Source organism: Cysteiniphilum litorale (assembly GCF_003428165.1).
In the GTDB taxonomy this organism is placed as follows: domain Bacteria; phylum Pseudomonadota; class Gammaproteobacteria; order Francisellales; family Francisellaceae; genus Caedibacter; species Caedibacter litoralis.
The window spans coordinates 1-24,267 of record NZ_QLIQ01000008.1 but is presented as its reverse complement, the minus strand read 5'-3'; the positions used below and the strand labels follow the sequence as shown (position 1 = coordinate 24,267).

At 38.0% G+C, this 24,267-nt stretch carries 25 protein-coding genes; 20 read left to right on the top strand and 5 right to left on the bottom strand.

The window, feature by feature from the left end:
• The first annotated feature begins 44 nt into the window (after nucleotides 1–44).
• Nucleotides 45–980 (top strand): Rpn family recombination-promoting nuclease/putative transposase, encoded by a 936-nt coding sequence (locus DNJ75_RS04900; RefSeq protein WP_117002074.1) that lies wholly within the window; start codon nucleotides 45–47, stop codon nucleotides 978–980.
• A 15-nt stretch (nucleotides 981–995) separates the two neighbouring features.
• Here the strand turns inward: DNJ75_RS04900 and DNJ75_RS04895 are convergent, their stop codons facing one another.
• The 5 genes from DNJ75_RS04895 to DNJ75_RS04875 are packed head-to-tail and all read right to left on the bottom strand — an operon-like array spanning nucleotide 996 to nucleotide 3,980.
• Entirely contained in the window at nucleotides 996–1,457 is a 462-nt protein-coding gene (locus DNJ75_RS04895) for a hypothetical protein (RefSeq protein WP_117002073.1), read from the bottom strand.
• 11 nt (nucleotides 1,458–1,468) lie between these two features.
• On the bottom strand, nucleotides 1,469–2,437 hold the full coding sequence (locus DNJ75_RS04890) for a hypothetical protein (RefSeq protein WP_117002072.1): 969 nt from the start codon (nucleotides 2,435–2,437) through the stop codon (nucleotides 1,469–1,471).
• 50 nt (nucleotides 2,438–2,487) lie between these two features.
• Nucleotides 2,488–2,979 carry a single-stranded DNA-binding protein gene (gene ssb / locus DNJ75_RS04885; protein ID WP_117002071.1) on the bottom strand — a complete coding sequence of 164 codons (492 nt, stop codon included), beginning with the start codon at nucleotides 2,977–2,979 and terminating at the stop codon, nucleotides 2,488–2,490.
• 46 nt (nucleotides 2,980–3,025) lie between these two features.
• Complete coding sequence (locus DNJ75_RS04880; RefSeq protein ID WP_117002070.1) at nucleotides 3,026–3,799, bottom strand: hypothetical protein; 774 nt, start codon at nucleotides 3,797–3,799, stop codon at nucleotides 3,026–3,028.
• Nucleotides 3,792–3,980: a hypothetical protein gene (locus DNJ75_RS04875; RefSeq protein WP_117002069.1), complete on the bottom strand. Its 189-nt coding sequence runs from the start codon at nucleotides 3,978–3,980 to the stop codon at nucleotides 3,792–3,794. The genes DNJ75_RS04880 and DNJ75_RS04875 overlap by 8 nt, the downstream gene beginning before the upstream one ends.
• A 209-nt stretch (nucleotides 3,981–4,189) precedes the next feature.
• Here DNJ75_RS04875 and DNJ75_RS04870 point away from each other — a divergent pair, with 209 nt between their 5' ends.
• From DNJ75_RS04870 to DNJ75_RS04780, 19 genes are all read left to right on the top strand, one after another.
• Nucleotides 4,190–7,270, top strand: coding sequence for a P-loop NTPase family protein (locus tag DNJ75_RS04870; RefSeq protein ID WP_157968206.1), 3,081 nt, complete (start codon nucleotides 4,190–4,192; stop codon nucleotides 7,268–7,270).
• A 228-nt stretch (nucleotides 7,271–7,498) separates the two neighbouring features.
• Nucleotides 7,499–8,050 (top strand): DotD/TraH family lipoprotein, encoded by a 552-nt coding sequence (locus tag DNJ75_RS04865; protein WP_117002067.1) that lies wholly within the window; start codon nucleotides 7,499–7,501, stop codon nucleotides 8,048–8,050.
• A gap of 1 nt (nucleotide 8,051) precedes the next feature.
• On the top strand, nucleotides 8,052–8,942 hold the full coding sequence (locus DNJ75_RS04860) for a type IV secretory system conjugative DNA transfer family protein (protein ID WP_117002066.1): 891 nt from the start codon (nucleotides 8,052–8,054) through the stop codon (nucleotides 8,940–8,942).
• 113 nt (nucleotides 8,943–9,055) lie between these two features.
• The gene (locus DNJ75_RS04855) at nucleotides 9,056–9,316 is read left to right on the top strand and encodes a hypothetical protein (protein ID WP_117002065.1); all 261 of its coding nucleotides are present in this window, start codon (nucleotides 9,056–9,058) and stop codon (nucleotides 9,314–9,316) included.
• Nucleotides 9,301–10,482 carry an ATPase, T2SS/T4P/T4SS family gene (locus tag DNJ75_RS04850; RefSeq protein WP_117002064.1) on the top strand — a complete coding sequence of 394 codons (1,182 nt, stop codon included), beginning with the start codon at nucleotides 9,301–9,303 and terminating at the stop codon, nucleotides 10,480–10,482. Before DNJ75_RS04855 ends, DNJ75_RS04850 begins: the two co-directional genes overlap by 16 nt.
• A complete protein-coding gene (locus DNJ75_RS04845; RefSeq protein ID WP_117002063.1) occupies nucleotides 10,469–11,008 on the top strand; it encodes a hypothetical protein in 540 nt (179 codons plus the stop codon). The genes DNJ75_RS04850 and DNJ75_RS04845 overlap by 14 nt, the downstream gene beginning before the upstream one ends.
• Before the next feature lie 61 nt (nucleotides 11,009–11,069).
• A complete protein-coding gene (locus DNJ75_RS04840; protein ID WP_117002062.1) occupies nucleotides 11,070–12,140 on the top strand; it encodes a hypothetical protein in 1,071 nt (356 codons plus the stop codon).
• A gap of 4 nt (nucleotides 12,141–12,144) precedes the next feature.
• Nucleotides 12,145–13,221: a hypothetical protein gene (locus tag DNJ75_RS04835; protein ID WP_117002061.1), complete on the top strand. Its 1,077-nt coding sequence runs from the start codon at nucleotides 12,145–12,147 to the stop codon at nucleotides 13,219–13,221.
• A 42-nt stretch (nucleotides 13,222–13,263) separates the two neighbouring features.
• Nucleotides 13,264–13,722 (top strand): hypothetical protein, encoded by a 459-nt coding sequence (locus tag DNJ75_RS04830; RefSeq protein ID WP_117002060.1) that lies wholly within the window; start codon nucleotides 13,264–13,266, stop codon nucleotides 13,720–13,722.
• A gap of 42 nt (nucleotides 13,723–13,764) precedes the next feature.
• Nucleotides 13,765–14,037, top strand: a complete 273-nt coding sequence (locus DNJ75_RS04825) for a hypothetical protein (RefSeq protein WP_117002059.1) — start codon at nucleotides 13,765–13,767, stop codon at nucleotides 14,035–14,037.
• Nucleotides 14,030–14,362, top strand: coding sequence for a hypothetical protein (locus DNJ75_RS04820; protein ID WP_117002058.1), 333 nt, complete (start codon nucleotides 14,030–14,032; stop codon nucleotides 14,360–14,362). The genes DNJ75_RS04825 and DNJ75_RS04820 overlap by 8 nt, the downstream gene beginning before the upstream one ends.
• Nucleotides 14,363–14,391: 29 nt before the next feature.
• Nucleotides 14,392–15,186 (top strand): hypothetical protein, encoded by a 795-nt coding sequence (locus DNJ75_RS04815; RefSeq protein ID WP_150468915.1) that lies wholly within the window; start codon nucleotides 14,392–14,394, stop codon nucleotides 15,184–15,186.
• The gene (locus DNJ75_RS04810; RefSeq protein WP_117002056.1) at nucleotides 15,183–18,182 is read left to right on the top strand and encodes a TraM recognition domain-containing protein; all 3,000 of its coding nucleotides are present in this window, start codon (nucleotides 15,183–15,185) and stop codon (nucleotides 18,180–18,182) included. The genes DNJ75_RS04815 and DNJ75_RS04810 overlap by 4 nt, the downstream gene beginning before the upstream one ends.
• Nucleotides 18,175–18,798, top strand: coding sequence for a hypothetical protein (locus DNJ75_RS04805; protein WP_117002055.1), 624 nt, complete (start codon nucleotides 18,175–18,177; stop codon nucleotides 18,796–18,798). Before DNJ75_RS04810 ends, DNJ75_RS04805 begins: the two co-directional genes overlap by 8 nt.
• Before the next feature lie 26 nt (nucleotides 18,799–18,824).
• Entirely contained in the window at nucleotides 18,825–19,613 is a 789-nt protein-coding gene (locus DNJ75_RS04800) for a hypothetical protein (protein WP_117002054.1), read from the top strand.
• A gap of 31 nt (nucleotides 19,614–19,644) precedes the next feature.
• The gene (locus DNJ75_RS04795; RefSeq protein WP_117002053.1) at nucleotides 19,645–20,100 is read left to right on the top strand and encodes a hypothetical protein; all 456 of its coding nucleotides are present in this window, start codon (nucleotides 19,645–19,647) and stop codon (nucleotides 20,098–20,100) included.
• 18 nt (nucleotides 20,101–20,118) lie between these two features.
• On the top strand, nucleotides 20,119–22,380 hold the full coding sequence (locus DNJ75_RS04790; RefSeq protein ID WP_117002052.1) for a DNA topoisomerase III: 2,262 nt from the start codon (nucleotides 20,119–20,121) through the stop codon (nucleotides 22,378–22,380).
• 9 nt (nucleotides 22,381–22,389) lie between these two features.
• Entirely contained in the window at nucleotides 22,390–22,956 is a 567-nt protein-coding gene (locus DNJ75_RS04785) for a restriction endonuclease (RefSeq protein ID WP_117002051.1), read from the top strand.
• An 80-nt stretch (nucleotides 22,957–23,036) separates the two neighbouring features.
• Complete coding sequence (locus tag DNJ75_RS04780; RefSeq protein ID WP_117002050.1) at nucleotides 23,037–23,693, top strand: hypothetical protein; 657 nt, start codon at nucleotides 23,037–23,039, stop codon at nucleotides 23,691–23,693.
• Nucleotides 23,694–24,267: the final 574 nt, after the last annotated feature.

The following is a 24,267-nucleotide window of genomic DNA, read 5'->3' as shown; positions in this document are numbered from 1 at the left end:
TGATATAGTCTGTGGAACAAATATGGCTGAAGGCGAATAAAAATATGGGTGCACACGATTTACAGTTTCGTAAGGCTTTCTCAAATCCTAATATGTTTAAAGCAGCATGTGAAATTTATTTGCCAGAAGACATAAAGGAGACGCTCAATTTTAAAACCTTAAAACTGAGGCAAATGAGCGGCGCATTTATTCGCAACCTTATTATACTGCAATACAATATTGATCCTGATAAAGATGCTAAGTTATTTGAGCAACTTAAAGAAGAAATTGGCGATATTGTTTATAGTTGCGAAACCCATGATGAAGCAGAAGTTTTATTAATTGCGCATAGTGAGCACCAAAGTACACCAGATAAACATTATCCATTGCGTAATGCATTATATGATATTTCTGCATTAAAAGATTTTATTGAAACTGAAAAGCCTGATAAATATCCCTTAGTAGTCAGTTTTCTTGTTTATCACGGCAAGCCGTCACCATATCCTTATGCAACCGATATTATTAAGAATTTTGAGCATCGAAAATTAGCGCAGAAATATTTTTTAAAACCTATATTGATTGATTACCGTCAGTCTACTGATGAGAACTTGCTTGAACATGGTGAAATCTCTGGACTTGAAATTGCTTTGAAGCATACTTTTGATGAGCATGTTGATGATAATGTCATCAAAAACTTAATGCATGGATTGCAAAAATGCACTAAAATTGAGTTGAGACATGAATGGTGGATGTATGCCTTAAGATCGTGGGAGACATCAGCAGACACCATGATTAAAGAGTATAAAGAAACCCTAAATGAAGAGGAAAACTTCGTTATGACTGCTGCGCAACAATTAATAGAAAAAGGGGCATTCTTGAAAGCGCAAGAGACTGCTGCTAATTTCCTAAGAATGGGTATCCCTGTAAATAAAGTAATTGAAGGTACTGGTTTAGATAAGAAGACTGTAATGCAGTTGCAAAAAGAGCTGAATAAAAAATAACCCTGTAGCTGTATTTTAACTATAGTATTTTTGATATAGAAACACTTTATCCTTACGTAATTTCTTTTGTCCACTTATAACATCCTGGATTAGCGTGTTTATCCAAAAAATAAGCATTAATGAATACCATAACCAAAATAGAGAAAGCATTGCTGATGTAGTTAATGCGAAAATTGATAAAGATGACACATTAGAGCCACCAAACAAGAAAAGAGCAATAATTGCAATTGTCAAGCAAACAAACACCTTGATTCCACGTCTGGTCTGGTCTTTCATCCATAAATCGTAAGCCTGAGCTTTTTTGTAGGTTTGCAATTCATCATGTGTGACCATTTGCTTAAAGTGATTTAGATTTGTATTGCATATGTTCAATAGATCCTTAATACGATTTTTATCATCCTCTTGATTCTGTTCATTGATACTTTGCACCTGTTGTTCCTGATAGGTTCTTTCAAAAACTGATTGTGCTTTATTCATGATTCAATTCCTTACTTCTTATCTGTCGCTTTGTACTGAGTAATTGATGTTACTAAGCGTCCAATAATTCTAGCTTTGTGTTCATCCGTGATACTCTCTACACGATCAAGTATCTCAATTCTAGATGTGGTTACGGAGCTTTTATATAAACTGACTTCTATGATATAGCCATCTGACAGCTCATACAAATGTTTTGTGTTAGTATATGGGTCAAACCTTGGGGTAGTAATAACGCTGATAGTGACATTATGCTGAGTGTTCTGACTGATAATCGCCTTTAGTTCATCCTCATGAAATGCTTTTTGAATGCCTTGGACACCAATATACCCATTAACATTTTTACTTTGTCTTAATTCATCAACTGATGCATATAATGGGATGTGTTTAATATTATCGTCGTTGCTATTATCAAGTGCATTGTTGTTCGTATTAACTTTAATTCCTGCTAATAACAATGGGTCAATATCCAGTGCGTGCGAAATACTCGCTAATGTATCGGCACGCATACTGCTCATTTTGCGCTTTACAATGCTGTGAAGCACCATTTTAGGTAATGCAGGATTCGCTCGAATACAATCTTCAATATTTTTGTAACCTTTCAACATTAAGGCTTTTTCTGTTGCATTCGACATACGTTCAAGATGAGAGACCGGATCCAGCTTATCATATTTGGCATGATTATTTTCAGGCAATGCATCGTAAATAGCATCAACCGCGGATTCAATATCTTTTTTAAGGATTTCGCAAGGATAGACAACTGCCTGCACTGGAATCCCCAGATCTTCTGATAAATCGATCATCTGATCACGAGTTAAATCATGGACTTTTTGATTTACGATGTCCTGCAAGAATTTTTTATCAAGCTGACTGCTGGCTGCAAATACTTCGATCGAAAGCTTGTATCGCATCAGATAATTTCTGATTAAAGCAGATAGGTAGATAGGGTAATTCGTTGTTGCGTCTCTTTTTGTAAGTACCATGTTCATTCCTGTTTTGTCGAGCAATATGTTTTTATACTGTTATTTAGTGTTTAAAAAGGGGTTTCATCACTATCAAAATTTTCCAGATCTTCTAAGCTTGGAGCGTTTTCTGATGACTTACTTGTCTGACGATATTGACTCTTAACAGAAGATGCTGAAGGTGTGACCTGAGTTTGGGTTTCATGGTTTTCATGATGGGTGCTGCTGCCTAACATTTGCATCTCTGTAGCAATGATTTCAGTACTATAACGATCTTGCCCTGTCGTCTTGTCTTGAAATTTGGTGGTTCTGATGCGTCCTTCAATGTAAAGTAAATCACCTTTTTTTGTGTATTGCGCAAGTGTTTCAGCCAACTTACCAAAGATGCTGACGCGATGCCATTCTGTATGTTCTATTAATTGACCGGTCTGGCGATCTTTATAGCCATCATTTGTAGCAAGTCGAATATTTGATGCTGCCATTCCTGAAGGCATGTACCTCAATTCAGGGTCTGCTCCTAATCTACCTACCAGTGTTACTTTGTTAACCGTACCTCTTGCCATTGTTATCTCCTTAAAAGTTTGTATTTATTTGAAGTTCATCAAACCGTTAATAGTTATAAACCGTAAGTTGTCCACCAGAATCACCCTTTAGACACGGTTGATTAATCCAGTACTGCTCACCTGTTAGTGCTTTTTTGCTTTGCACAAACGTATATTGATCAAACTGTGACTTTGCATAACTAATATCCGCATCATAGTTAAATGTTTTTAGTTTTTTTAATGCATTATCATAATACTGTCTGTTCTTTTTTACTAAATCACTTGAGGTTTCTGTTTTGGGATCAAACTCAGGTAATTTAGTGGTTAATACAGTGATCACATCATTAATCTCTTGCAAAATAGACTGTGCTTTTTTAATTTGCTCAACAGTAGGTCTGAATTTGAGTGCCTGACAATACTTCCAACCTTTTTTATAATCAAATGGGGGCAGGAAATAGGTAAAGTTATCACCATATTGATGATTATAAAAATTAGATACCGTATATGGTTGTTGCTGATTAGCAACATAATTCCCTTTTGCCTCAAAACCAGCTTCCCACATCAAGAACTCTAAATAGGTAGCTGTTTGTGATTTTTCATTAGCATCGCCTAGAAAGCCCATCATATCGAGCTTATCAATAGTTAGTGGTGCGTTGTGTATTTCATTGACTCTTTGTGGAAGCGTTTTAATATAGCCATTAGCTGCTGTCTGATTGTCAGGGACATCGTCACTCGAAAAAAGTTCACAGGGATCCCATGGCGGGCCGTCACAATGGTCAAATGCCTGAGATACAGATAAGGTCGTCAACAGCAACAGGCAAAAAATAATAATTTTAGACATTGGGTGCCTCATGTAGCGTTTTCAGCTCAACTGTCTGACCAGATGGTTTGATGCCAATCATACGTTGATGCTTAGTCTGATCGATCATCTGATAAGCAACATTAATAGCAAATGCTACAAATAAAAGCGTCAGTATGAATGCCAGTCGCATTAATTTTTTGTTCTCGTGTTTCAGATACATTTGATCATCACTGCATTACCTGTTTATAAAAATTCATTATATCAATATATTTTAAAAATACAAACAACGATATAAGTATATATATCTGAAAATAGTTGAAACAAAATATAAATAGACATAGTATAAAATTAACATACAATTCAGTAATTGGTATTAATATTTTTATGGAAGCACTATTCAAACAACTTAAGCAAATTTTTAAAGCAGATATGAATCTGCTAGATACCACCAAGTTACAGGCTCCTGTTTATGGTGAAAATGAAGACTATGAAGCATTACTGTGTGACAAGGGAGAATTATCTACAACTATTGAGCTGCATGGTTACAGCTCAATTATAAGCAGTCAGAATGCAATACAGAATATTCAGTATATTGTTGATCAGTTAAGCAACTTCTTTGCTTCTGAGGATAGTCGGTTGATTGTAAGTTTTGTGAATGATCCAGATGATCATAGCTATTTTGATCTGGCAGTTAATTATTATGATAAGTGTGCAGATCGACTTAATCTCAATGTTCATGACATCCATCGTCAGGATGCAGAAACTTTAAAACGATTAACCCGAAGTGATCGCATGTTGATGACGATTGAAACAGGAGAGGGCGTGCTAGATACACTTAATGCTAAGGAGGCAAATATTGAGCGTAATAGTTATGTGGCAAGGCTGTTAAATCAGATTGGTTTTCAGGGAGATATGAAAACAGTGCTTAAGCAAAAATACTATGGACAGAATCCACTGAGCTTTAATCGAGCAGTGATGCGTTATCATCAGGATACACTGAAATCAGTAATTGCTACGTTAACCGCGATTGGTGGATTTAAATTCCATGTGCATACATCAAAAGAAACATTGCAATTTTATCGTTGTATTCTTAATAGAAATGCTAATAGAGAATGGACGCCTGTTACCTATGACAGTAAAAGGGAGCAGTCAGTCAACCTCATGCAGATGAGAATCGATGAAAGTGCTGACAAGAACAGTTTGTCAGGTTATTTATTACCACCTTTATTAACGCAGATCATTGGTGATGATATGAAGCTGGATGCACAGGGAATCATCTCTTTTAATGGTTTTCATTATCAGTCAATGAGTGTTGAAGTGCCTCAAAATATATTAACCAGCTTTAAATCACTACTGAATAAAACGCTGCACTTGCCGTATCTGATGAACTGGCATTTAACAGCTAGTTCAAAATCGGTTAATGCACTATTAGCTCGGGCATCGCTGATTGGTATGGCAGGTATTATACCAGGACCAAATAACTGTAATCGCATTAAAGATGATGGGGCAGTTATTGAGGCAGTGCGTAAACGTGAGTCAGAGCCATTGGCTATTTATCGACTGTCAATTTTAACCTGGCATCAGGATAAAGACATACTAAGTACGCAAAGCTCTAATTTACGCAAAATGATTGAAGACTGGGGTACGCAGAGTCTAAAAATTGAGAAAGCCATGCCACATCAGTCAATGATGGAGAGCCTACCGTCTATAGCTGAGCCAACCATTCATAAGGGAATGGCATGCTGTGTGTTTGATGCATTTGTTCAAATGCCATGGCAGCGTTTTCGCTCACCTTGGTCGGATGGATTGATTAATTTTATCAATGCCGAGGATTATTCTGTTTATCCATTTGACCCAGGCGAAAAGCAGAAAAGCTTTCCAAGGGTTATTGTAATTGGACCTCCTGGTACTGGTAAAACTTTTTTGAATGCTTCAGTGCTTCACGCAACCTTATTTAGAGAACCCTATCGACAGCTACCATTAACAGGGGTCGTCACAATTGGTTATGACGGTCAGTTGTTTGCCAACTCGATTAGAGATGCATTACCAGAAGATAAAAAGCATCTGGTATTTTATGATGAACCACAGCTGAATGAAAAATTTGCCGTTAACATATTTGATCTGCCTTATGGTGCAAGACATCCGAGCAATGCGCAGCGTGCCAGTATTGTCAATTTCATAGATCAGTGTGTTGCTGATCTGGGGCAGTCTAGTTTTGGTCGTGATTTTTCATCATTACTGGATGAAATTGTCATAGCGGCTTATCAGTATTTCAGTGATCAGTCTGATCATCCAAAATTATGGACTCAGGGTATGGATAATGAAGTCGATTCTGTTTTGCTTCAAGATGGATTTGATTATTATAAACTGAGAAATTATAACTGGTGGGAGTTATTTGATCATTTTCATGATAAAGGTGATTTCAGAATGGCTTATCGCTGCCAGCAGCAGGCAATGCCAACGATCAAGGAATTACCGGATGTATTACCTGAGTTCAAAAGCATTGTTGATAGTGCACGTAAACTTAAGAGTGATAATGGTGTTGTGTTGTTGGATATATTTATCAATAAAATCAAATTGATTTGCACCAAATACCCTAATGCAGTGATTACAACACGTTATAACATTGAAGGTGCCAGGGTGCATATACTGGATTTGCAGTATGTGTGTGGCAAACAGGATGAAGACCAATCAAGTGCTGAAACAGAGGAAGAGCGTCAAGCTTCAGTGATGTATATGCTCTATGTGAACATTTTTCGTAACAAATTTAATATCCATAAAAATATGCAGGCGTTTAAATCCGATCTTGATATTGATGAGAAATATCACGCTTATCATGAGAAACTGATTAAGGCAGAAGTTGGTATTCCTAAAATTGTTCGTGTGTATGAAAAGCATCGTTCTAAAAAAGCCAAAAACTTCAATAAAGACTTATCACGTGATGTTCGGGAAGGTCGTAAATATGGTTATGACTTTGGTGGTGATAGTCAATTACTGGAAGACTGGGATAAAGCATTGGTCAGGCAGATGGGTTGCGTTTTTATCTCTTCAATGGGTGAGTCAGAGGATGAGCGAGATACTTATCGAAAATATCTTGGTTTTGACGAAACACACTTTGCTTTAGCTAAGCGGCATTTGCGTGGCAGACATTCTAAATATGGGCAGCCATTTTTACTAGTGGTGCAGGATATAGATGGCGAAAGTGGGCGTTTTATTGTCCCAGTTTACTATCTTGCCTCAACCAATAAATTATGGGCATTTAAGACAGATGAAGTGGACTATATTTTTAAGCAACGACTTGAAGATAAACTCAAAGGGATTAGTAAGCAACCTGTATACCATGCTCGGTTGATTCTATCTGACCAATTCCCCTCTAGTTCAATTAAACGTTCCCGTGAGCGTCTTATCAGTTCAGGTGAAGCGGATGATAATGATCAGGCAGATGACATTTTACTAAAGAATTGTATCAATGCTTATTATGAGTTAATTGACACTGAATTACCCATATAAAGTCAGAAAAAATATGATGTTAATCTATTTAGTCCGTTGCTATCATTTCATTTTATAAGTTTCTCTCGTTAATTTCGGCAACAAGATAAAAAAATTCAATTATTTTCACTTTGACACCACAATTGTGGTGTAGGTCACTTTCAAAACTCAGGCAATATGGTGCTTAACACAGATAATTACGTATGAATAAACAGGTAATGTTTATTTAACTAATTTCAGGAGAGCGAAGTGAAGCAGCCAGAGCATGTTAGAGAAGATGTTAAAAAAGTAGAAAAAGTAAAAAAAGCACTGTGTCAGTCAACTGTAGGTGTTTTGGCTTTTGGAATGTTTATGCTATCAGGATGTGCGGTGAATCAAGCAGATACGCCACCAAGGTCGAATGAGCCATTATATGCATTGGATACCGTGGCAGTACAGACCAGTCAGAATATTCAGACTTTAACAGAAATTAAAACCACTGAGCTTCATAAGCATGCTGATGATAAACAGTGGCAGAGTTTTATGTTTAATCTGCAATCTATTCCTGTGAATTTTGAGCAAAAGACAACTTTTCATTTCGTGGGGACGGCTCAAGAAGCCTTGAAAGGTATTGCTGATCTGGCAGGGTATCAGGCGAGTTTCGTTGGCAATCCGCCAGCACAACCCATTATGGTCACACTTGATCTTAAAAACCAGTCACTGGTTGAAGGATTAAGAGATTTGAATGCTCAGTTAAATAATAAGGCGATTATTCAATTAGCGCCAACAGCAAAACTGGTCACAATGAGCTTTGGAGTATGACATGAGATTTTATGGCAAGTATTATCTGTTAGTCTCTAGCGCATTATTTTTTAGTCAATCCTTTGCGCAAACTAATGATTTATATAATACCACCGTATTGCATGATAATGGTCAGACCCAGATTAGTAGTAATGCTTACAGTGTAATGCTCAATGCAAGCTCAAGCGGAAATCAGGAAAATTTACCTTCAGCAAGAGATATGGGCATTAAGAGTAATGCGCTGCGATCTGGACAACAGTATGGTTATGCTGATCAGCTTCAATATCTCCAAAAACGCATTCTAAAAGAAGCTAATGCATTAGATAAAATTTTTAATTTCACATGGCTGTTAAGTTATGCCAGTGGTGGCTCACCTGTTGTTAATGTATTACCACCCGTTATTTTAAAATCTAATAATTATGTTCAGGGTGATTATCAGGGCAAGTCAATTAGCATTTCAGATCAGTATTACCAGTTATATGCTAATGCACGTTTGGTCACAGTTGTTCCAAGCTGGCGCAGTTATTTAATTCATCCTGTGAGTGCGCCAGAGAAAATTGCTTCTTGGCTTTTGCCACATGACAGCGGTGAACAGGCAGTATGGAAAGAAGCTTTTAACACTGGGTGGGGGCTAGGCGTTAAGCAGGCTAATCAGGAAATGAATTACCGGATTAGCCTACTTAACCGAGATTTTAACGGGATGCTGACCTACTTACGCTTATATGCTGAAGATAAGGTATCCAGTCCATTTATTGCCTACAGCCAGAACAGTGTTTCAGCTAATAACAACAGAACAGAAATGAGTGTGAATAATCATGTTTATCGTATTACTACACCGGCACAGTTAAACAGTAATCCTAATGAATGGGCATTTAAGCCACAGCAGGAACTAATGTCGATTAAACAGTATTAAAAAGTGGTGATAAAAACTCAGATATGTGGAGAAGTCATGTCATCTACATCGCTTAGTAAGCTTAAGCCTGAAAATACAATGTTAACCAACCATGACAAAGGATAAAACGGACAATGAATCTTAATAAAGATAAAAAAAGCACAACATCAGAAGCCACACAAGATAAGCGTGCGTCAAATGAACCTGAGTGTGATGTGCATCAAGAAGCGCATGCTGATCAACTCGTTAAAACAGTTGAAATTGACATACATACAGCAAGTATGCTGGTGAAACATGTTCATAAAAATCTAGGGTTTTATCCAAAAGTTGTGATTACTGATGGTGAGGATGACGACTCAAGTACAGATAAGGATATGCAATGCACGCGTCACTGATGTCAGAGGCAAAGACTCAAGATCAAGCTGGTAGTGATAGTATGTCTGAATTTGAACTACAGCAATATGAGATTACTCATAAGGATAAGTTTGATGCACTCATAGCGCATTATACGAATCTAGGTGTATCTGATTTCATGATTGGTTCAAGGCGAGCAATTAAAGTTAAATTGCACGGACATAATGCCGCAGTGACAACGTTTAGTGTAACTGAAACACAAGTTTCACAGATAGCTGAAATGATTTATGGCGGTAAAGGTTTATCTGCTGAGCTATTTGGTAAAGGGTTGCCATGTTCTTATACATTCCGCTATAACCATCAGAAATATCGTTACCGTGTTAATATTGTCCGAGAATATAACGGTGTTTTTATCGTGATGCGTCCTATTGATTCTATGCCTCCTAAATGCAGCGACTTAGGCATTGAGAAGGAGATTATTCAGGCTTATGTTAAGTTGCTAACTTCAAACAATAATGAAATTAAGGGGACATGTTTACTGTTTGCTGGTGAAACAGGTTCTGGTAAATCATCCTCTATTGCTGCGCTTAATCGCTATATCTTTGAAGAGTCATCACTTCGTCAACAGGGTTTGAATTTTTACACAGCTGAATCTCCTATTGAGTATCTCTATACTGAGATAGATGAAGGCAATTCTGTTATAGCTCAACTTGAAGTCCCTAAAAATGTATCAACGTTTCCTGGAGCTATTTATGAGTTTTTACGCATGGCGCCTGACGTCATTATGGTCGGTGAGACCCGTGATTACGAAACGCTAGATGGCATGATTAAAGCATCAGAAACAGGGCATGTTGGCATTACCACCATTCATGCCAACAGTGTGTCTCAGGTGGTCAATCGAATGCTTGGCATGATTCCTGATCATTTAAGGACACAAGGGGAAATTAAAAAAGTGCTGAGTTTGCTGGGTATTGTTGTCTTCCAGAAACTATTACGCCGTAAAGCGGTTGATGCTTCTCAAAAAAGAGGGGGTCGAGTAGCGGTGCGTGAGTATCTGATTTTTACTGAAGAAGTGCAAAACTATTTGCTTGATCATATGGATGATCTGACAAGAGCCACTCAGTATTGTGTTGAAACCTATGGGCGCAGCTATCAGCAACACTTTAATCAACTTGCAGAGAGAGGAGTAATTGATGTCCATCACTGATTTCATGAATTTGCGTAATGCCTTATTGATTTTATCATCAGTCATCGGTGTTTTTTTACTTGTTAGTGCAGTCATTAAAGGCTACGACGCATCACAAGGGAAATCAGAATACCGCTTTTCTCAAATTATGGTGATGGTATTTATCGGTATTATGTTAATTCAGTTATCAAATTATATGGACATGAGTTCACGCACTGTCTTTGGTACCAACGCTTATACATTGCAAGCTGCTGATCCGTGGACTATTGGTAGTAACGTTCAGAGTGTGCTTCAACAACTAAATCTTGGCATTGATGACACCACACAGATTTCCAAAGCTTTTGCATTGATTATACAGATTATCAAGCTCATTGGTGTGGTGGTTTTTATACGTAGCATGGTGTTGTGGTATGCCCTTGCCTGTGCAAAAACAAAGCATACACCGGGTACCATTATTGGGCTGATGATTGCAGGGGTTCTGTTATGGAATATTGGTGAGGTTATTGCATTGGTATCAGGTTGGCTTGGTCATCCGATAAATATTTAAGGTAACTAAGTACAAACGTAAAAGCAGTAAAGCTAAGAAAAACAAAGAGGTTAAAAAGGTCATGATGAAGAAATTACTGGTTAAGTCATTACTGGGGTTATCACTGGCGGGTGCTATGACTCAGGCTAATGCAACAGGTTATCCAACAATGGACATGGCGGCAATAATTGCTTTAAAGCTTTTAGGGAAGCAAGCAGTTGAATTTTTTAATGAAGAAATCAAAATGTCTGGCAATCAGCTCAATGCTGGTATTGAAGGTGTTTCTTATGAAGTGGATACTATGAATAATGGCTTTGCTAATTCAATTGTGCGTAATGAGCAAACGCAAAATAGTATTTATAATCAGAAACTAGCCATGCAGATGCAACCTTCATCTGATGCCTGCGCTAGCTATTCTATCTCAGACGCACTAAATGATGCTACATGTAGTCTTTTAAGTAGCGTATCTACACGCAGTGCACTACGAGCCAGTGATTTACTTAATCGAAATACCACATTATCCGCTGAGGCTAGTGGCGAGAGAAATGCAAGCCAGATCATTGAAGCCGCACGCAGTCTTAATGCTGATCAGTTGCATAGTGATGCAGACAGTGCTGATAAAGATGCCATTAGTCCGCGTGTATTAAGAGCTGACCTGTTGATGGGATCAGAGGGAGATACCTTTGATAAAACCAACATGAAAGCGACAAGTACTTTTAATAACATTATCGTTGGACCTGGTGTAATTGAAGCGCCAAGCACTAAAAATGCGAGCGATCAATTGGCTTATGTAAATAACTACCTGCGTCCCAATGCAATACGTGCTTTGGCTGCATCCAGTCTGGATACCATTAGAAGTTTACGTGTTGGTCAGAATGACAATCCTCAAAAGCCATCAGTTATGCAATTGTTACAAAAGTTTGCAGATAGTCACTTTGGCACACCAGAGGGAGATCAATGGTTGAAGCAGATTACCAATACCCAGAAAGATGTTTCTGATTTTATGTCTGATTCAGCTGTATTGCGTTCCCTTACGCAGATGCAGGCCTATGAAAATTATATTTCAGTGATGAGCTTTCAATCACAGTTACGTCAGGAAATGCTTCAGGCGGCAATGCTTACGCTAACTAATAAACAAGTTTATGGAGAATAAACCCATGAGTAAATTTAAAAAAATGCTTAGTGAATCTGAACAGGGTGAAGATGTTGAAAATGTTGAAGATATACAAGAGCTCAATGATGAGGATCTTACTGAGGCAGAAGAGACCGAAGAAGCATCATCAGATATTGACTCAAATGAGCATGAGGATGTCAGTGAGGTAGAAGCAGTTGAAAAAAAATCTAAAAGAGCTGAGAAAAAGGCACAGATTGCTGCATCACGAAAGCGCAAAGAGAGTAATGCTAAGCAACGTGTAGATCAGGTAGCGTTATATCCTCAGAAAGAAATGCAAATAACGCAAAAAATTAAGCTAAGTGAGCATATTACTCTGCTTGCTGCTATTGGTGCAGTGATATTTTCAGCTTTAGCGGTTTTTAGTAATAACAGCCTGAGTACACAACAGTATAACGCTACTACACAGGGCTTATGGAAAGCACAAAAAGGACAGTTCGCTGTTTTACGCAGTGAATCTTCTGATGCCTTGACACAGTTAAATGACAAGTTAACAGCACTGGATGCAACGCAAAGCGACATTAAAGCAGCAATGAAAAGGCTAAATGAGAATGTACAGACCTTAAATAAAAACTTGAACCAGGTGCAGGAAAATATGCTTGGGCAGATGAAGCAACTTGGCACGCCTGATTTATCGAAAATTGAATCAGCTATTACAGCCATGAATACCAACAAAAATGATGTAACTGCCAGCCAACAATCTTACCAAGAAGATAAGCAAGCAGAACATTTTGATGAAACACAGATTGTTGATAAAGCAAGCAAGGCAAATGAAGCAAATAAAGAAAATGAGAAAAATAAAAAATTTGTATCAGATGTAAAAGGTGCAAAGGCGAGTACACAAAACATCGATGATAAGCAGCAAAACAAAACCAAGACAGTCAAGGCTGCTCAGCACACACTTTTATATCTGGGTAACACGCCTAATGGTGCTGTCATTAAACTTGATGGTGAGTATCTGACCGTGCAGGTTGGGCAAAAAACAGTTGTGGGCACGGTAACACTGATCAGTAATAAGCAAATTGTGATTGGTAATACCAGTTACGTTTATCAGGCAGGGTAAATGCTCTGCATTAGTTATCCATTAATCAACGAGGAGAAATCAATGAAACATAAAAATAAACAAAGTCTAGCAATTAGAAAAAACAAAGTAGTCGGGAACAATAGCTACATTATACGCAGTGCATTAAAAACGCTATTTGGCGGATTGTTATTATGCTCGCCATTACTAACACTTGCTGCGGATACAAATGGTACTATATTTGACTGGTTAACTTCAATCTTAAGTGTTGGCGATGCTGGTAAGTTAAAAGCGACCATATTTGTTGCTATGGCAGTGGTTGGGACATTTCTGCTAGTGTATGTTGGACTATATGGATTTTATAGAAGAACACGCGCAAGAGCAGGCGATCAGGAAGCGCCATCCTCTAATTCCTGCAAGGCTGGAATAATTTTTGGTATTATTTTAATTGCTGCTTCCCCGTTTATTAATATGGTGGGTAAAACGGTTGGTGTTGATAATGCGGCACAGAAAGCATCAAGTGGCGATGTCCAGTTTAACTAAGGGTGGGTTATGGAGCAGGCGTTACGATTTAGGGGACGGGATATGGCACTTAAGCCGCGCATATTCAGTCGCGTTGACCCGATACTCATTGTGCCATTGATGGGCGTCCTGATTCTTCATTTTGCCATCATTCAATTTTTAATGCTGATTGTGATGTTCGTTATTGTGGTTAGTGATGTTGCCGGTGTTTCACCTGCTGAGTTCTGGCGAATGATTGTGAGAAGAACAAGAGCAAATCATAACGTGGTTATTTGTCGCACTAGTGCTAGATCACGTTATAAGAATCTGTTAAATAAGGGGATTATCCGTGAATAAGATTTTTTTAGCTTCCTTGTCATTAATGTTTGGCCTGGTCGTGATTAATAATAACTATGCAGCATCCTGTAAATTTGATGTGCCTGATATTAAGACAGATGTTTGTAAGGATTTAAATTTAAATAACAAAGTACAGGACAATCCATATTTCCTGACTAATCAAAATGCTTCTTGTGGTAATGGCGTTCATTTACCTAGTTTGCCAGACTTGGATTTAAACAATCCATTGGGCAAATACACTAATACCAGCTTTTGCGAAATGGCGCTTAATGCCCTAAGTGGTAATGAGGTTGCCGATAAAATCAAAAAGCTGATAGGAATGTAATGATGGGTGGGTTTAAGGTGGTTTCGATCATGGCAGTGTATGTACTATCAGTTAATAGTGCTGTGGCTGTTCTAAATATTGATGTATTACAAGTTGAACAGTATGTTCAAAACACTCTGCAAGATGCTCATCAACATAATGAGAAAATGAAAGCATCAGGCAATATTCTTTCAGGTGACATTAACGGTAATGCGGCGTTGATAGATACCATGAATAATGGCTTTGCGAATGAAATTATCAGGAATCAACAGACTGAGAACAGCGTTTTTAACAGTGAGTTAAAACAACAGTCTACTCCAATAGATACCTGTGATGACCTTTCTGTCAGTGACACATTGAACCAGTTAACCTGTAATGCGCTGGAGGCAACCTCACAAGAATCAGAAAAATTTATTTCTGATTTAACTCAGCCGATTAAAGTAGGTCATGATCATGTAGCTGACTCCATTACCAACCCAATGACAATTACGGTGGAAACAGCACCGAAAATATTGAATAACGCACAAGCTAAAGATCAATTACCGGTGTTAAGAGAGCAAGCTTTTAAATCAACTGCTAATAGTGCAATGAAAGCAAGCACAGAAGACCAAAAGAATATTTACAACACGTTGAGTAACTCAGCTATTGACAGTTTTAGTACAGATTCGCTTAAAGATATTACTGAGTCAACAACACGGGCTTATGTGATCAGAAAACTTGTGGTGATGAAGGCAAAGGAAATTTATGCACTCATGTTGAATTACAAGCATCAACTACAAAAGGAGCAGGTGTTAGCAACTGATCTTCTCCAACTTAATAGTAAGCGTTTAGGGGGTCAGTTATGAGTGAAGCTAGTCTGTCCTCAAAAACAGCTGAGCTACATCCTGTATTAAGTCGTGCATCAGCCGTATTACTCTACGTTATTGATGTAGTGGATTACTTGATAAGGCCACTTATTTGGATAGCTGATGTTATTAATGCTTTTTTTCATAAAATTAATATGATTGAAGTCACAAAGAATATTGATAACCGTTTTACGCCACTGTTCTTTTTTGATCTGATCGCAGGCCTGTTTTTATGGGTGTGTGCTTTACTGATCAGTTGTGATTTTATGCTGATACCTTTTGATCCATTCAGCCATACGATATTTGTGATGATTATCGCTTTCTGGGGTTTTTTATTTATACGTAAGGGCGTTAAAGCGTGGATTTATCAGCATAGATTAAGTTTTATTGCGCCTGAGATAATGACAAACAGTCAACTGCCAACGATGGCGAGTAAAAAAACAGCCAAAGGATATGATCTGTTTATGGGCACTGGTTTTAAATGGACAGCTGAACATAGACAGCGCTTACATACTTTTGTACAGCAACGAGCAAAAAGTAAGTGGGTGAAGAAGGTTATTGCAGAGCATATGCATAGAGAGTTTATGGAAGCGCGTTTTAGTGATCTACAAATGCTATGCAACAATTTTGATAAGCTGATGAGTCGTCTTGGTTTTCCATTAGTGCCATATATGGCAGGTGTTCCCGCTTATCATGCAATCAATAGCATGAAAGAGCAGTATATTTTCGCAACCCTTGCTGATCGAGCAAGTCATGGCTTTACATTAGGAACAACAGGTTCTGGTAAAACGGTTAGCATGACTTCGCATATTGTTTCTGATATTAAGCGAGACAGATTGACTATGTACGGTGATCCTAAAGGTGCACTTGATGTTTTAATTAATATGTTTTGTGCTGCGTATGATTGTGGACGACTTGAAGATATGATTGTTATTTTGCTGGGGCAGCATGATATATCAGCTAAAGCTAATCTTTTTGGTAATTACAGTGATGTCAGCCAAGTTGCAGGGCGCATGACCAGTGGCATGTCACAAAAGGCAGGTGATCCCTTTACTGCTTCAGCGTGGCAGGCAATTAATCAGACAGCTAAAGCGCTAGATGAAATTGGTGTTAGACCAGATCCAGCATCGCTTCATTTTTATATTACTCGACCACTCGAGCTATTAAGGCGTTACTGCGAGTCTATTTATCCTGAGCGATATCCTGAATTCAAAGAGAAAGTCGCAGAGCGTACAGAGGCGATTCTTGCTGAAAATGAGTTAAATGAAAAAGCCAAACCCATTACTGAAATTCAGGCAAGAAATGCCGCAATTGTTGAATTTGTGCGCAACAAGATGGATGAGCTAACCGATGAGACATCAGGCATTGAGATCGATCATATTGATATGGTAAACCGCATCGACTTTGAGTTGTTTATTGTTTCTCAAAAGGATTTACAGCATCGCGACAAGATGATTAATAACGTATTTCCTTTATTTAGTAAGATTAATGGCACAAAACAGATGACGTTATTTTCGTACCATACGCGTGATCGTATCTTAAAAGCCGGTAATGGTTATAAGCAGCTGAAAGAATATGATGCTAAGGAAATTTTAGATAATCCTAAGCGCAACGCCATTGTTTATATAGGTATTAGCTCACTGTCCAACAAAGTGCTGTCATCAACCATCATTAGAAGCTTTCTGGCTGATTTAACGAATTATGCAGGGGTCATGAATGACCAGGGGCGTAAAGTTGGTAAACATGGTGAAGGTGCTTTTATTTATATTGATGAAACAGCCGAAGTTGCTAATGATGAGTTTATTCAATTGCTGAATAAGGCTCGTGGTACTGGATTTCGCATTTCATGGGCAACGCAGACGCTGAAAGATTTGGCAGCTGCTTATGATGGCAGTGAGTTAAAAGCAGCTCAGGTAATTGCTAACTCGCAGGGTTGGAAGCTCATCTTTAGAATTAAAGAATATAACGATGCTAAAGTGATCTGTGATAGCTTTGACACTATCATTGCGCAGTCTGCGACCCAAGATAGTGGTGTCAATGACATGAATGGTCATGGGTTCAGATCATCAAACAAGGATACGATCAATAGCGAAAAAGTGAGTTTGTTAACGCCTGAGCTATTAATGTCATTACCGAATGGTCATGCCATTTTTATTAATGCGGCAAATCAAGCATACAAGGTTAGATTTCCTATTTTAAAGCCAGATAACCCAGATTTTGCACAAGATATATTGCCGAATGATTTTATCAAGGATGGTATTACTCATCCAGATACAAAAATTATTCGCGATATTATGAAACGTGTAAACTTTATAGATATTGATAAGGATGAAGCAGAAACAATACTTGCAACACCTATTGGTGGACATATCAAAAGGTCAATAGAGTCTGAGGGCGAGAGTGCTGACTTTGATACATCTCACAATATTCAAGACAACGATAAACAGGATAAAACACAGCGACAAACTGAATCAAAAACACATTCAAATCAAGTGTCTATAGAACAAATAAATGAAAGTGTGGCAGATGATAAGCAAGATGATCACGCGGATATGAGGATAAATCCTGCTCAGCTTGAAAAATGGTTGCGATTTTCATTACGTGAAATTAACGGGAAACCTTATCGCTTATTTTATAGCTCAAGCCCAAAAGAGGGTATTTATATCACCGTAGATTTTTGGGAGTACTTCTGCAAACGTGAAAAAATTGACGACGATGTCGATTTAGTAATAGAAAAAGCAATGCAGGCAGATGTGATCGACCATACCGTATATGCCTGTCAATCCAATAGTAATAGTTCTGAACAATTTGAAAAGGTTTGCTTTTACTACACTAGCGCTTTCAAGACTAGCGCTATTTATCAACCTTTAAGCGCTACGATTCGTAGCATCCGAACCATAAAACCGAGCAATACAATTAACCAAATAAATAAAGATACGAAAGGCAAAAAAGCTAAGAAAGATCAAAGAAGTAAAGAAGAGGGTAGTCATGGATAAGATTATTAAACTTGAGATTGTCTCTAATCAAGCTAAACGACTCTTTGATAGTCGCATATCTGATAAAAGACGAGTTTTTATTGCGCTGGCCAAGCTCAGTCGATTGAATCATATGGCGTCAAGAGGTGATATTAATGCCTATATTATGCTTTTTGAGTTGCTTGGCGATATGATGCGTATTGCTAAGTTTTACAGAAAGCACATTAATCTTTTAACAAAAATCAATAAAGCACATAAGCCACCTTTTAAGTGGCAGCCCAAGCCACAAGCAAACTATGATCTGATGGTAAACAACGCAATCTGTTTTCAGTTTGCCACACTTATTGGTCTGCTTGATATTGTTTATGTGCAGTTTGAATACACAAAATTGACGGGCATATTTAAAAGCAGCACTTTCAAGGGGCAGAAAGAAAATAAATACATGAAGTCTATCCATAAAGTCACCAACAGAATATGTCAGTTGAATCTGAATGATTTACCTGTTGCTAATCTAGAGCGTCAAAAAGAAGTCATGCCTCTGGCTTTAGCAAATAATCTGTTGCCACCACTACCCATTAAGGCAATAGCAGATTATCAGGCAGCAATCAATTTAGTTGACGTTAATGAAGTTCAATAAACATTAAATAACAATAGGAGAAACACATGAAAAATGAAATGATTAATAATCAAGAGATCGTACTATCAGCCGTGGCGAATTTATATTGGCAAGAATTAGTAGACCATTTCTTTGGTGAAAAAAATCAGGTAATTAGAAGCTTGAATAAAAAGCTCAACCAGCTTTGTGAAGATGCCAGTAAAGGTAATTTATTTGCCATTGCGCTTTTGAAGAACTTCATTAAAAAATGTCCTACTCGTGAGCGAGCTTATACCGGCACACAAACGTATCGTAACTTAAGTAACTCATTGAAAAACATGGCTTTAGTGCGACCTAAGCGTATGATCAAATTGGGGGTTACTTATGATAATAAACTGATCTCACTGTTTTTAAGACAGATTTACCGTTTTAACCTGCCTTTATCGGTGATTAAAAGTGGCGTTTATTATGGACGTATCACCCAGGCAGAAGCTAAAAATGAAATTAACAAAATCCTTGCGCCAATGCAGGAGATTGGCAGTCAATGTATGCGCTATGGTAAGGTTCATCAAAGCATTACCGCAGAAGATTTTGCCACGCGAAGTGAAGCTTTTGTAGAGTCAAATAATCAGTTTGAGTCTGTGCTTAAGCTTAATTTGACGGATGACATTTATGATGGAGTCTATCACCACAGCATGCTAGATATTCAATATAAGCATAAAAATATTGATTATGAAAAAAATGTGACTGCTTTAGTCGATGATGATCAGAGCATTGGCAGCACAACTGCTAATGAAATATCAGAACAAACTGATTTAGAACATAGTGAAGCAGCCTTACATGATATGAGCAGCTAATATTGCATCAATAAATTTTTTGGAGTTACCTATGGGATATGAAATTAAATTTGATTTCAAATATCGATCAGAAAAAGGCGTTGAAAAAAGCACAGTGATTATACTTGACGAGTATGAGCATCTGCACGCTTATCACCTGAATATACAAGCAATGCAAAAATCCGATTACCAAAACTATATTGATTACCTGAAATGTAACAAAGATATTCCACATAACTGGGAAGAAGCAATTAAGCAGTCACAGGAAAAAGAATATTTAACCGCAGCACTGTCAATTGCAGTTGATCAACTTTTGGAGTCATTGAGTAATGAAGATGGCTGTATGAAGATCACAAATAACCCAAATGGTTATGAAGCTCTTGAGTTTGAAGTGACTGCTTATATAGCTAAACATATAACAGCGAAGGGAAATGCTTTACATCAGCGCATGAGAACATATCCTCATTATAATAACACTGAATTTAAAGATTTTTCATTGTGCGTGTAAAGGCATAAGGAACATAAAATGAGAGTATTTATAGCAGAAAAACCCTCTCAGGGTAGAGATGTTGCCAGAGTACTGGGCTGTAATAGTAAATCAGAAGGGTATTTATCAAGTCACAGTGACATAGTTACCTGGGGATTTGGCCATTTATTACAGCCTGCTGACCCAGAGAAATATGATGAAAGATATAAAAATTGGAATCTCGACGATTTGCCGATTATTCCTGAAAGGTGGAAGTTATCACCTAATCCTAAATCAAAAGCACAGCTTGCGGTGGTAAAGGGTCTGATTGCCAAGGCAAGTGAAGTAGTGATTGCAACCGATGCTGATCGCGAAGGGGAGTTAATTGCAAGATTAATTCTGGGTAATGCCCGATATAACGGACCCCTTAAACGATTATGGTTATCTGCATTAGACGACAGCTCAATTAAAAAAGCACTCAGTAATCTGAAAGAGGGTAGTGAAACAGAGAATCTTTTTTGGGCGGGACTTGGCAGGCAAAGAGCTGACTGGTTGTGTGGCATGTCATACTCAAGAGCAAGCACACTTGTTTTTGGCGACAGCAGCAATGTGTTTTCTGTAGGACGGGTGCAGACGCCAACATTGCGCCTTATTGTGGAACGTGATATTGAAATTGAAAACTTTAAACCAAAGCCTTACTACATCATAAAAGCCAAATTTGATCAGGTAGAGTGTGACTGGGTAGTTCCTGATTTTCTTAAGGGTGACGAAGAGGGGCATTGCCTTGATCGAGGATTTGCAGAAGCAGTGGTTGAGAAATGCATTAATCAGTCTGGTACTGTAAAGACATGTGAGACAAAGAAGAAAGAACAGGCAGCCCCATTGCCATTATCACTTTCAGAGTTACAAAAGATTGCCAATAAAAAACATGGCTACGATGCTAAAAGCATTTTAAACGCGGCACAGGCACTTTATGAAACACATAAAGCAACGACATATCCACGTACTGACTGTGGCTATCTACCTTTATCTCAATTTGGCGAAACAGCACAGATTTTAGGGCATCTTAATCAGCTGGGTTATAGTGAACTTACTCAGCACTGTGACGCACAATATAAATCGCGTTGCTGGAATGATAAAAAAGTGAGTGAATCATCGCATCATGCCATTATCCCTACGAATAGTGGGAAGATAAACAAAGCTAGCATGAGTCAGGTTGAAGCAAATGTTTACGAAATTATTGTGCGTTATTACCTGGCACAGTTTATGGGTAAATATGTTTTTAATGAAACAGTGATTGAAATCATCTGTGAAGAAGAGCTTTTTAAAACAAAAGGTATCGTCCCAGTTGAGCTAGGCTGGAAGCGAGCTATCCAAAAACATTCTGATAAAGATCAGGATAAAAAAGGCAACGATAGTACTGAAAAAGAATTACCTGTGGTTCAGGTTGATCAGCCATTAAACTGTGATGAAATTAATATTCATGACAAAATGACAACGCCACCATCGCATTACACAGATGCCACGTTAATTTCTGCTATGAAAAACTGTGGTCGTCAGGTCGACGATCAGAATGCTAAGAAGATGCTTGCTGAAGTTCAGGGTATAGGCACTGAAGCCACGCGTGCAGATATTATTGAAACACTAAAGCAAAGAAGCTATGTCAAAGTAGATGGTAAATATATTATCTCGACCTCGAAGGGACGTGAAATTATTAAACAACTACCTGATGCATTAACCAATATTGTGATTACCGCAGACTGGGAACAGAAGCTCAGTGAAATTGCCAAAGGCAGGGAAACTTACCAGAATTTTATTGAAGGTATTCAGACAAGCCTGCATCAAAATATTGATGTTATTCGCTCGATGGATGGCAAGGTCGAAAAAGTCATCGCCAACCCATGCCCTAAATGTGGTAAATCGATGATTAGACATAAAACCAAGCAAGGCAAAGGTTACTGGTGGGGATGCTCAGGTTACAAAGAAGGCTGTGACACTAAAATGGATGACTATAGAGGTTCACCGAAAGCGAAAGCTGCTGTCATTACCTCTGATATTCAATGTCCAGAATGCAATAACCATCCATTGATTTTAAGAACAGGCAAACAGAAGCGTAAGTTCTGGGCGTGTAGCGGCTATCCTGAGTGTAAAGCAATCTACTCTGATAACCATGGCAAACCACAGTTTGAAAAAGTAGCACCCGAAAAAGCTGATAAACCTTGTCCTAAATGCGGCAGTGATTTGTATATTCGGCAGGGTAAAAAAGGCAAGTTCCTAGGCTGTTCAGCCTATCCAAAATGCAAGCATCTTGAATCAGCATAAGGAACAGTTATGGAAATCAATGCAATTATTAATCATAGACCTGCAAGTTATTTGCAACATAAGATGCAAAGATTTTGCGACAAGCTCATTGAAAATGTCTGGCTGAATTTTATTGTGCGAAAGCACATCCATAATCGCAATATCAGACAAGCTAGAGCGATCATGAAACTACTAAACAAAGATGATTTTAGAAATTCGGCACCAAGATTTTTTAGCTATATTCGCAAGATCGACCCTCTGATATTTGAAGAGCTACTTTTGTATTGTTTTGCCATGCGCGGATTTAAAATCAAACGCAATCCAAGATACACAGGTGACGGGGGATTTGATGGCCATGTCAAACTGAGTGGTGTTTGGTGGCCAGTTCAGGCAAAGCGATACCATAGTCACATTAATCCAGCGCACGTTGAAGATTTTAGCAAAGCGATAGCTAGAAAAGGCTATTCAAAAGGGCTCTTTATCCATACGGGTAAGACCGGTGGTAAATCATACAAGTCTATGTGTAGCGATGAGAGTGATATTCTATTAGTTAGTGGTTACAAGTTGCATACACTTATTACTCATTGCCTTGGATGAAACAAAAATCAGAACACATAGACGAGTTTTGCTGACTATATTCATGCTTATGGTATGATACCCTATAAGCAATAATGATAATGCAACAAACAAGAGCTGTAATAATGATCATTCAAATAATCCTTTATGTTTACCTGATTGGTGCTGGTATTACGTTAATTAGAGAAATTATTTACTCGATTAATCACATGATGAATATTTACAAGCTTAGAAAATCAGACCCTGGCATAGGTAATCGCCTACCGATGTTTTATTTAAATATTAAACGTCCACTTTTATGGTTTTACTATCTGATTAAGAGTCCGATTGAATTTACCAGTGAAATTATTTTTGGTATTCAGAGCTTTAAACTGATTCCTGCGCTTGAGAATAAAAAATGGTATCGTAAATTGATACTTCGTGTGCCTGAACCAGAAGCGTTTACTGTCAAAAGTATTGTGGTTGGCGTGACAAAACCTATTGAATCTGACTTTGGAGAGGTTAACTATTCTCAAGCCTATGTTGCCTATCAGGGCGATCAGGTGGTTGCTTACACCAATACTTACCTTGGCAAGGGTGTAACGCCCAGCGCCTATAGCATGTCAATGGGTGAATATATCCGATTGATCAAATCCGGTAAACTAAAACCTATGAAAAAAACTGACATTGAAGAGCTGTACACGATGTTAAATGCGTGCACAGATGAAAACTTGGATTTCACCTGTCACAAGGTCGCTGTTAAAGATAATATTCTGTAGGGTATGTCATGTACGGTGGTTTATGTTAAATCTGTTTGCATGCTATAAAAATAACACACCCCAAAGACCATAATAACTACTGTAAGTGTTGCAGCAAGATGAAACCTAAATACCCAACTTTGTCGGTAATACAATGTGATGCTTATACTGGAATTCCATTAAGGTCTTCTTAAGTGAAAAGAAGTTAAACAAAAACTGTCAATCACGTAGTAATTGACGCGTTGCTACGGCGAGTGTGATGGCCTGTTGACATATCCTTGTGTAAGACAATTGCTTCATACCAGTGCACATACCCACTGGTGATAGCCAAAGCAAAAATATTACATATTGATTCATTTCGTTATATTTTCTTTCTTTATTTACAATTTCCTTAATCATACAATCCTACTTAGTTAATTCCCATAAGTCAGTTATTTCAGATGAAGCTTAAGGATATTGCACTTGACGATTATGATAACAGGATCGCGTGGAGCGATTGGCAGGAGGCTGAAAACAGCTCTAGTCAAATCAGGTGAATGTGTTTTCGGTTATGATCATGGCTATGACCCTGATCATGTAGAATATGGTGATATCA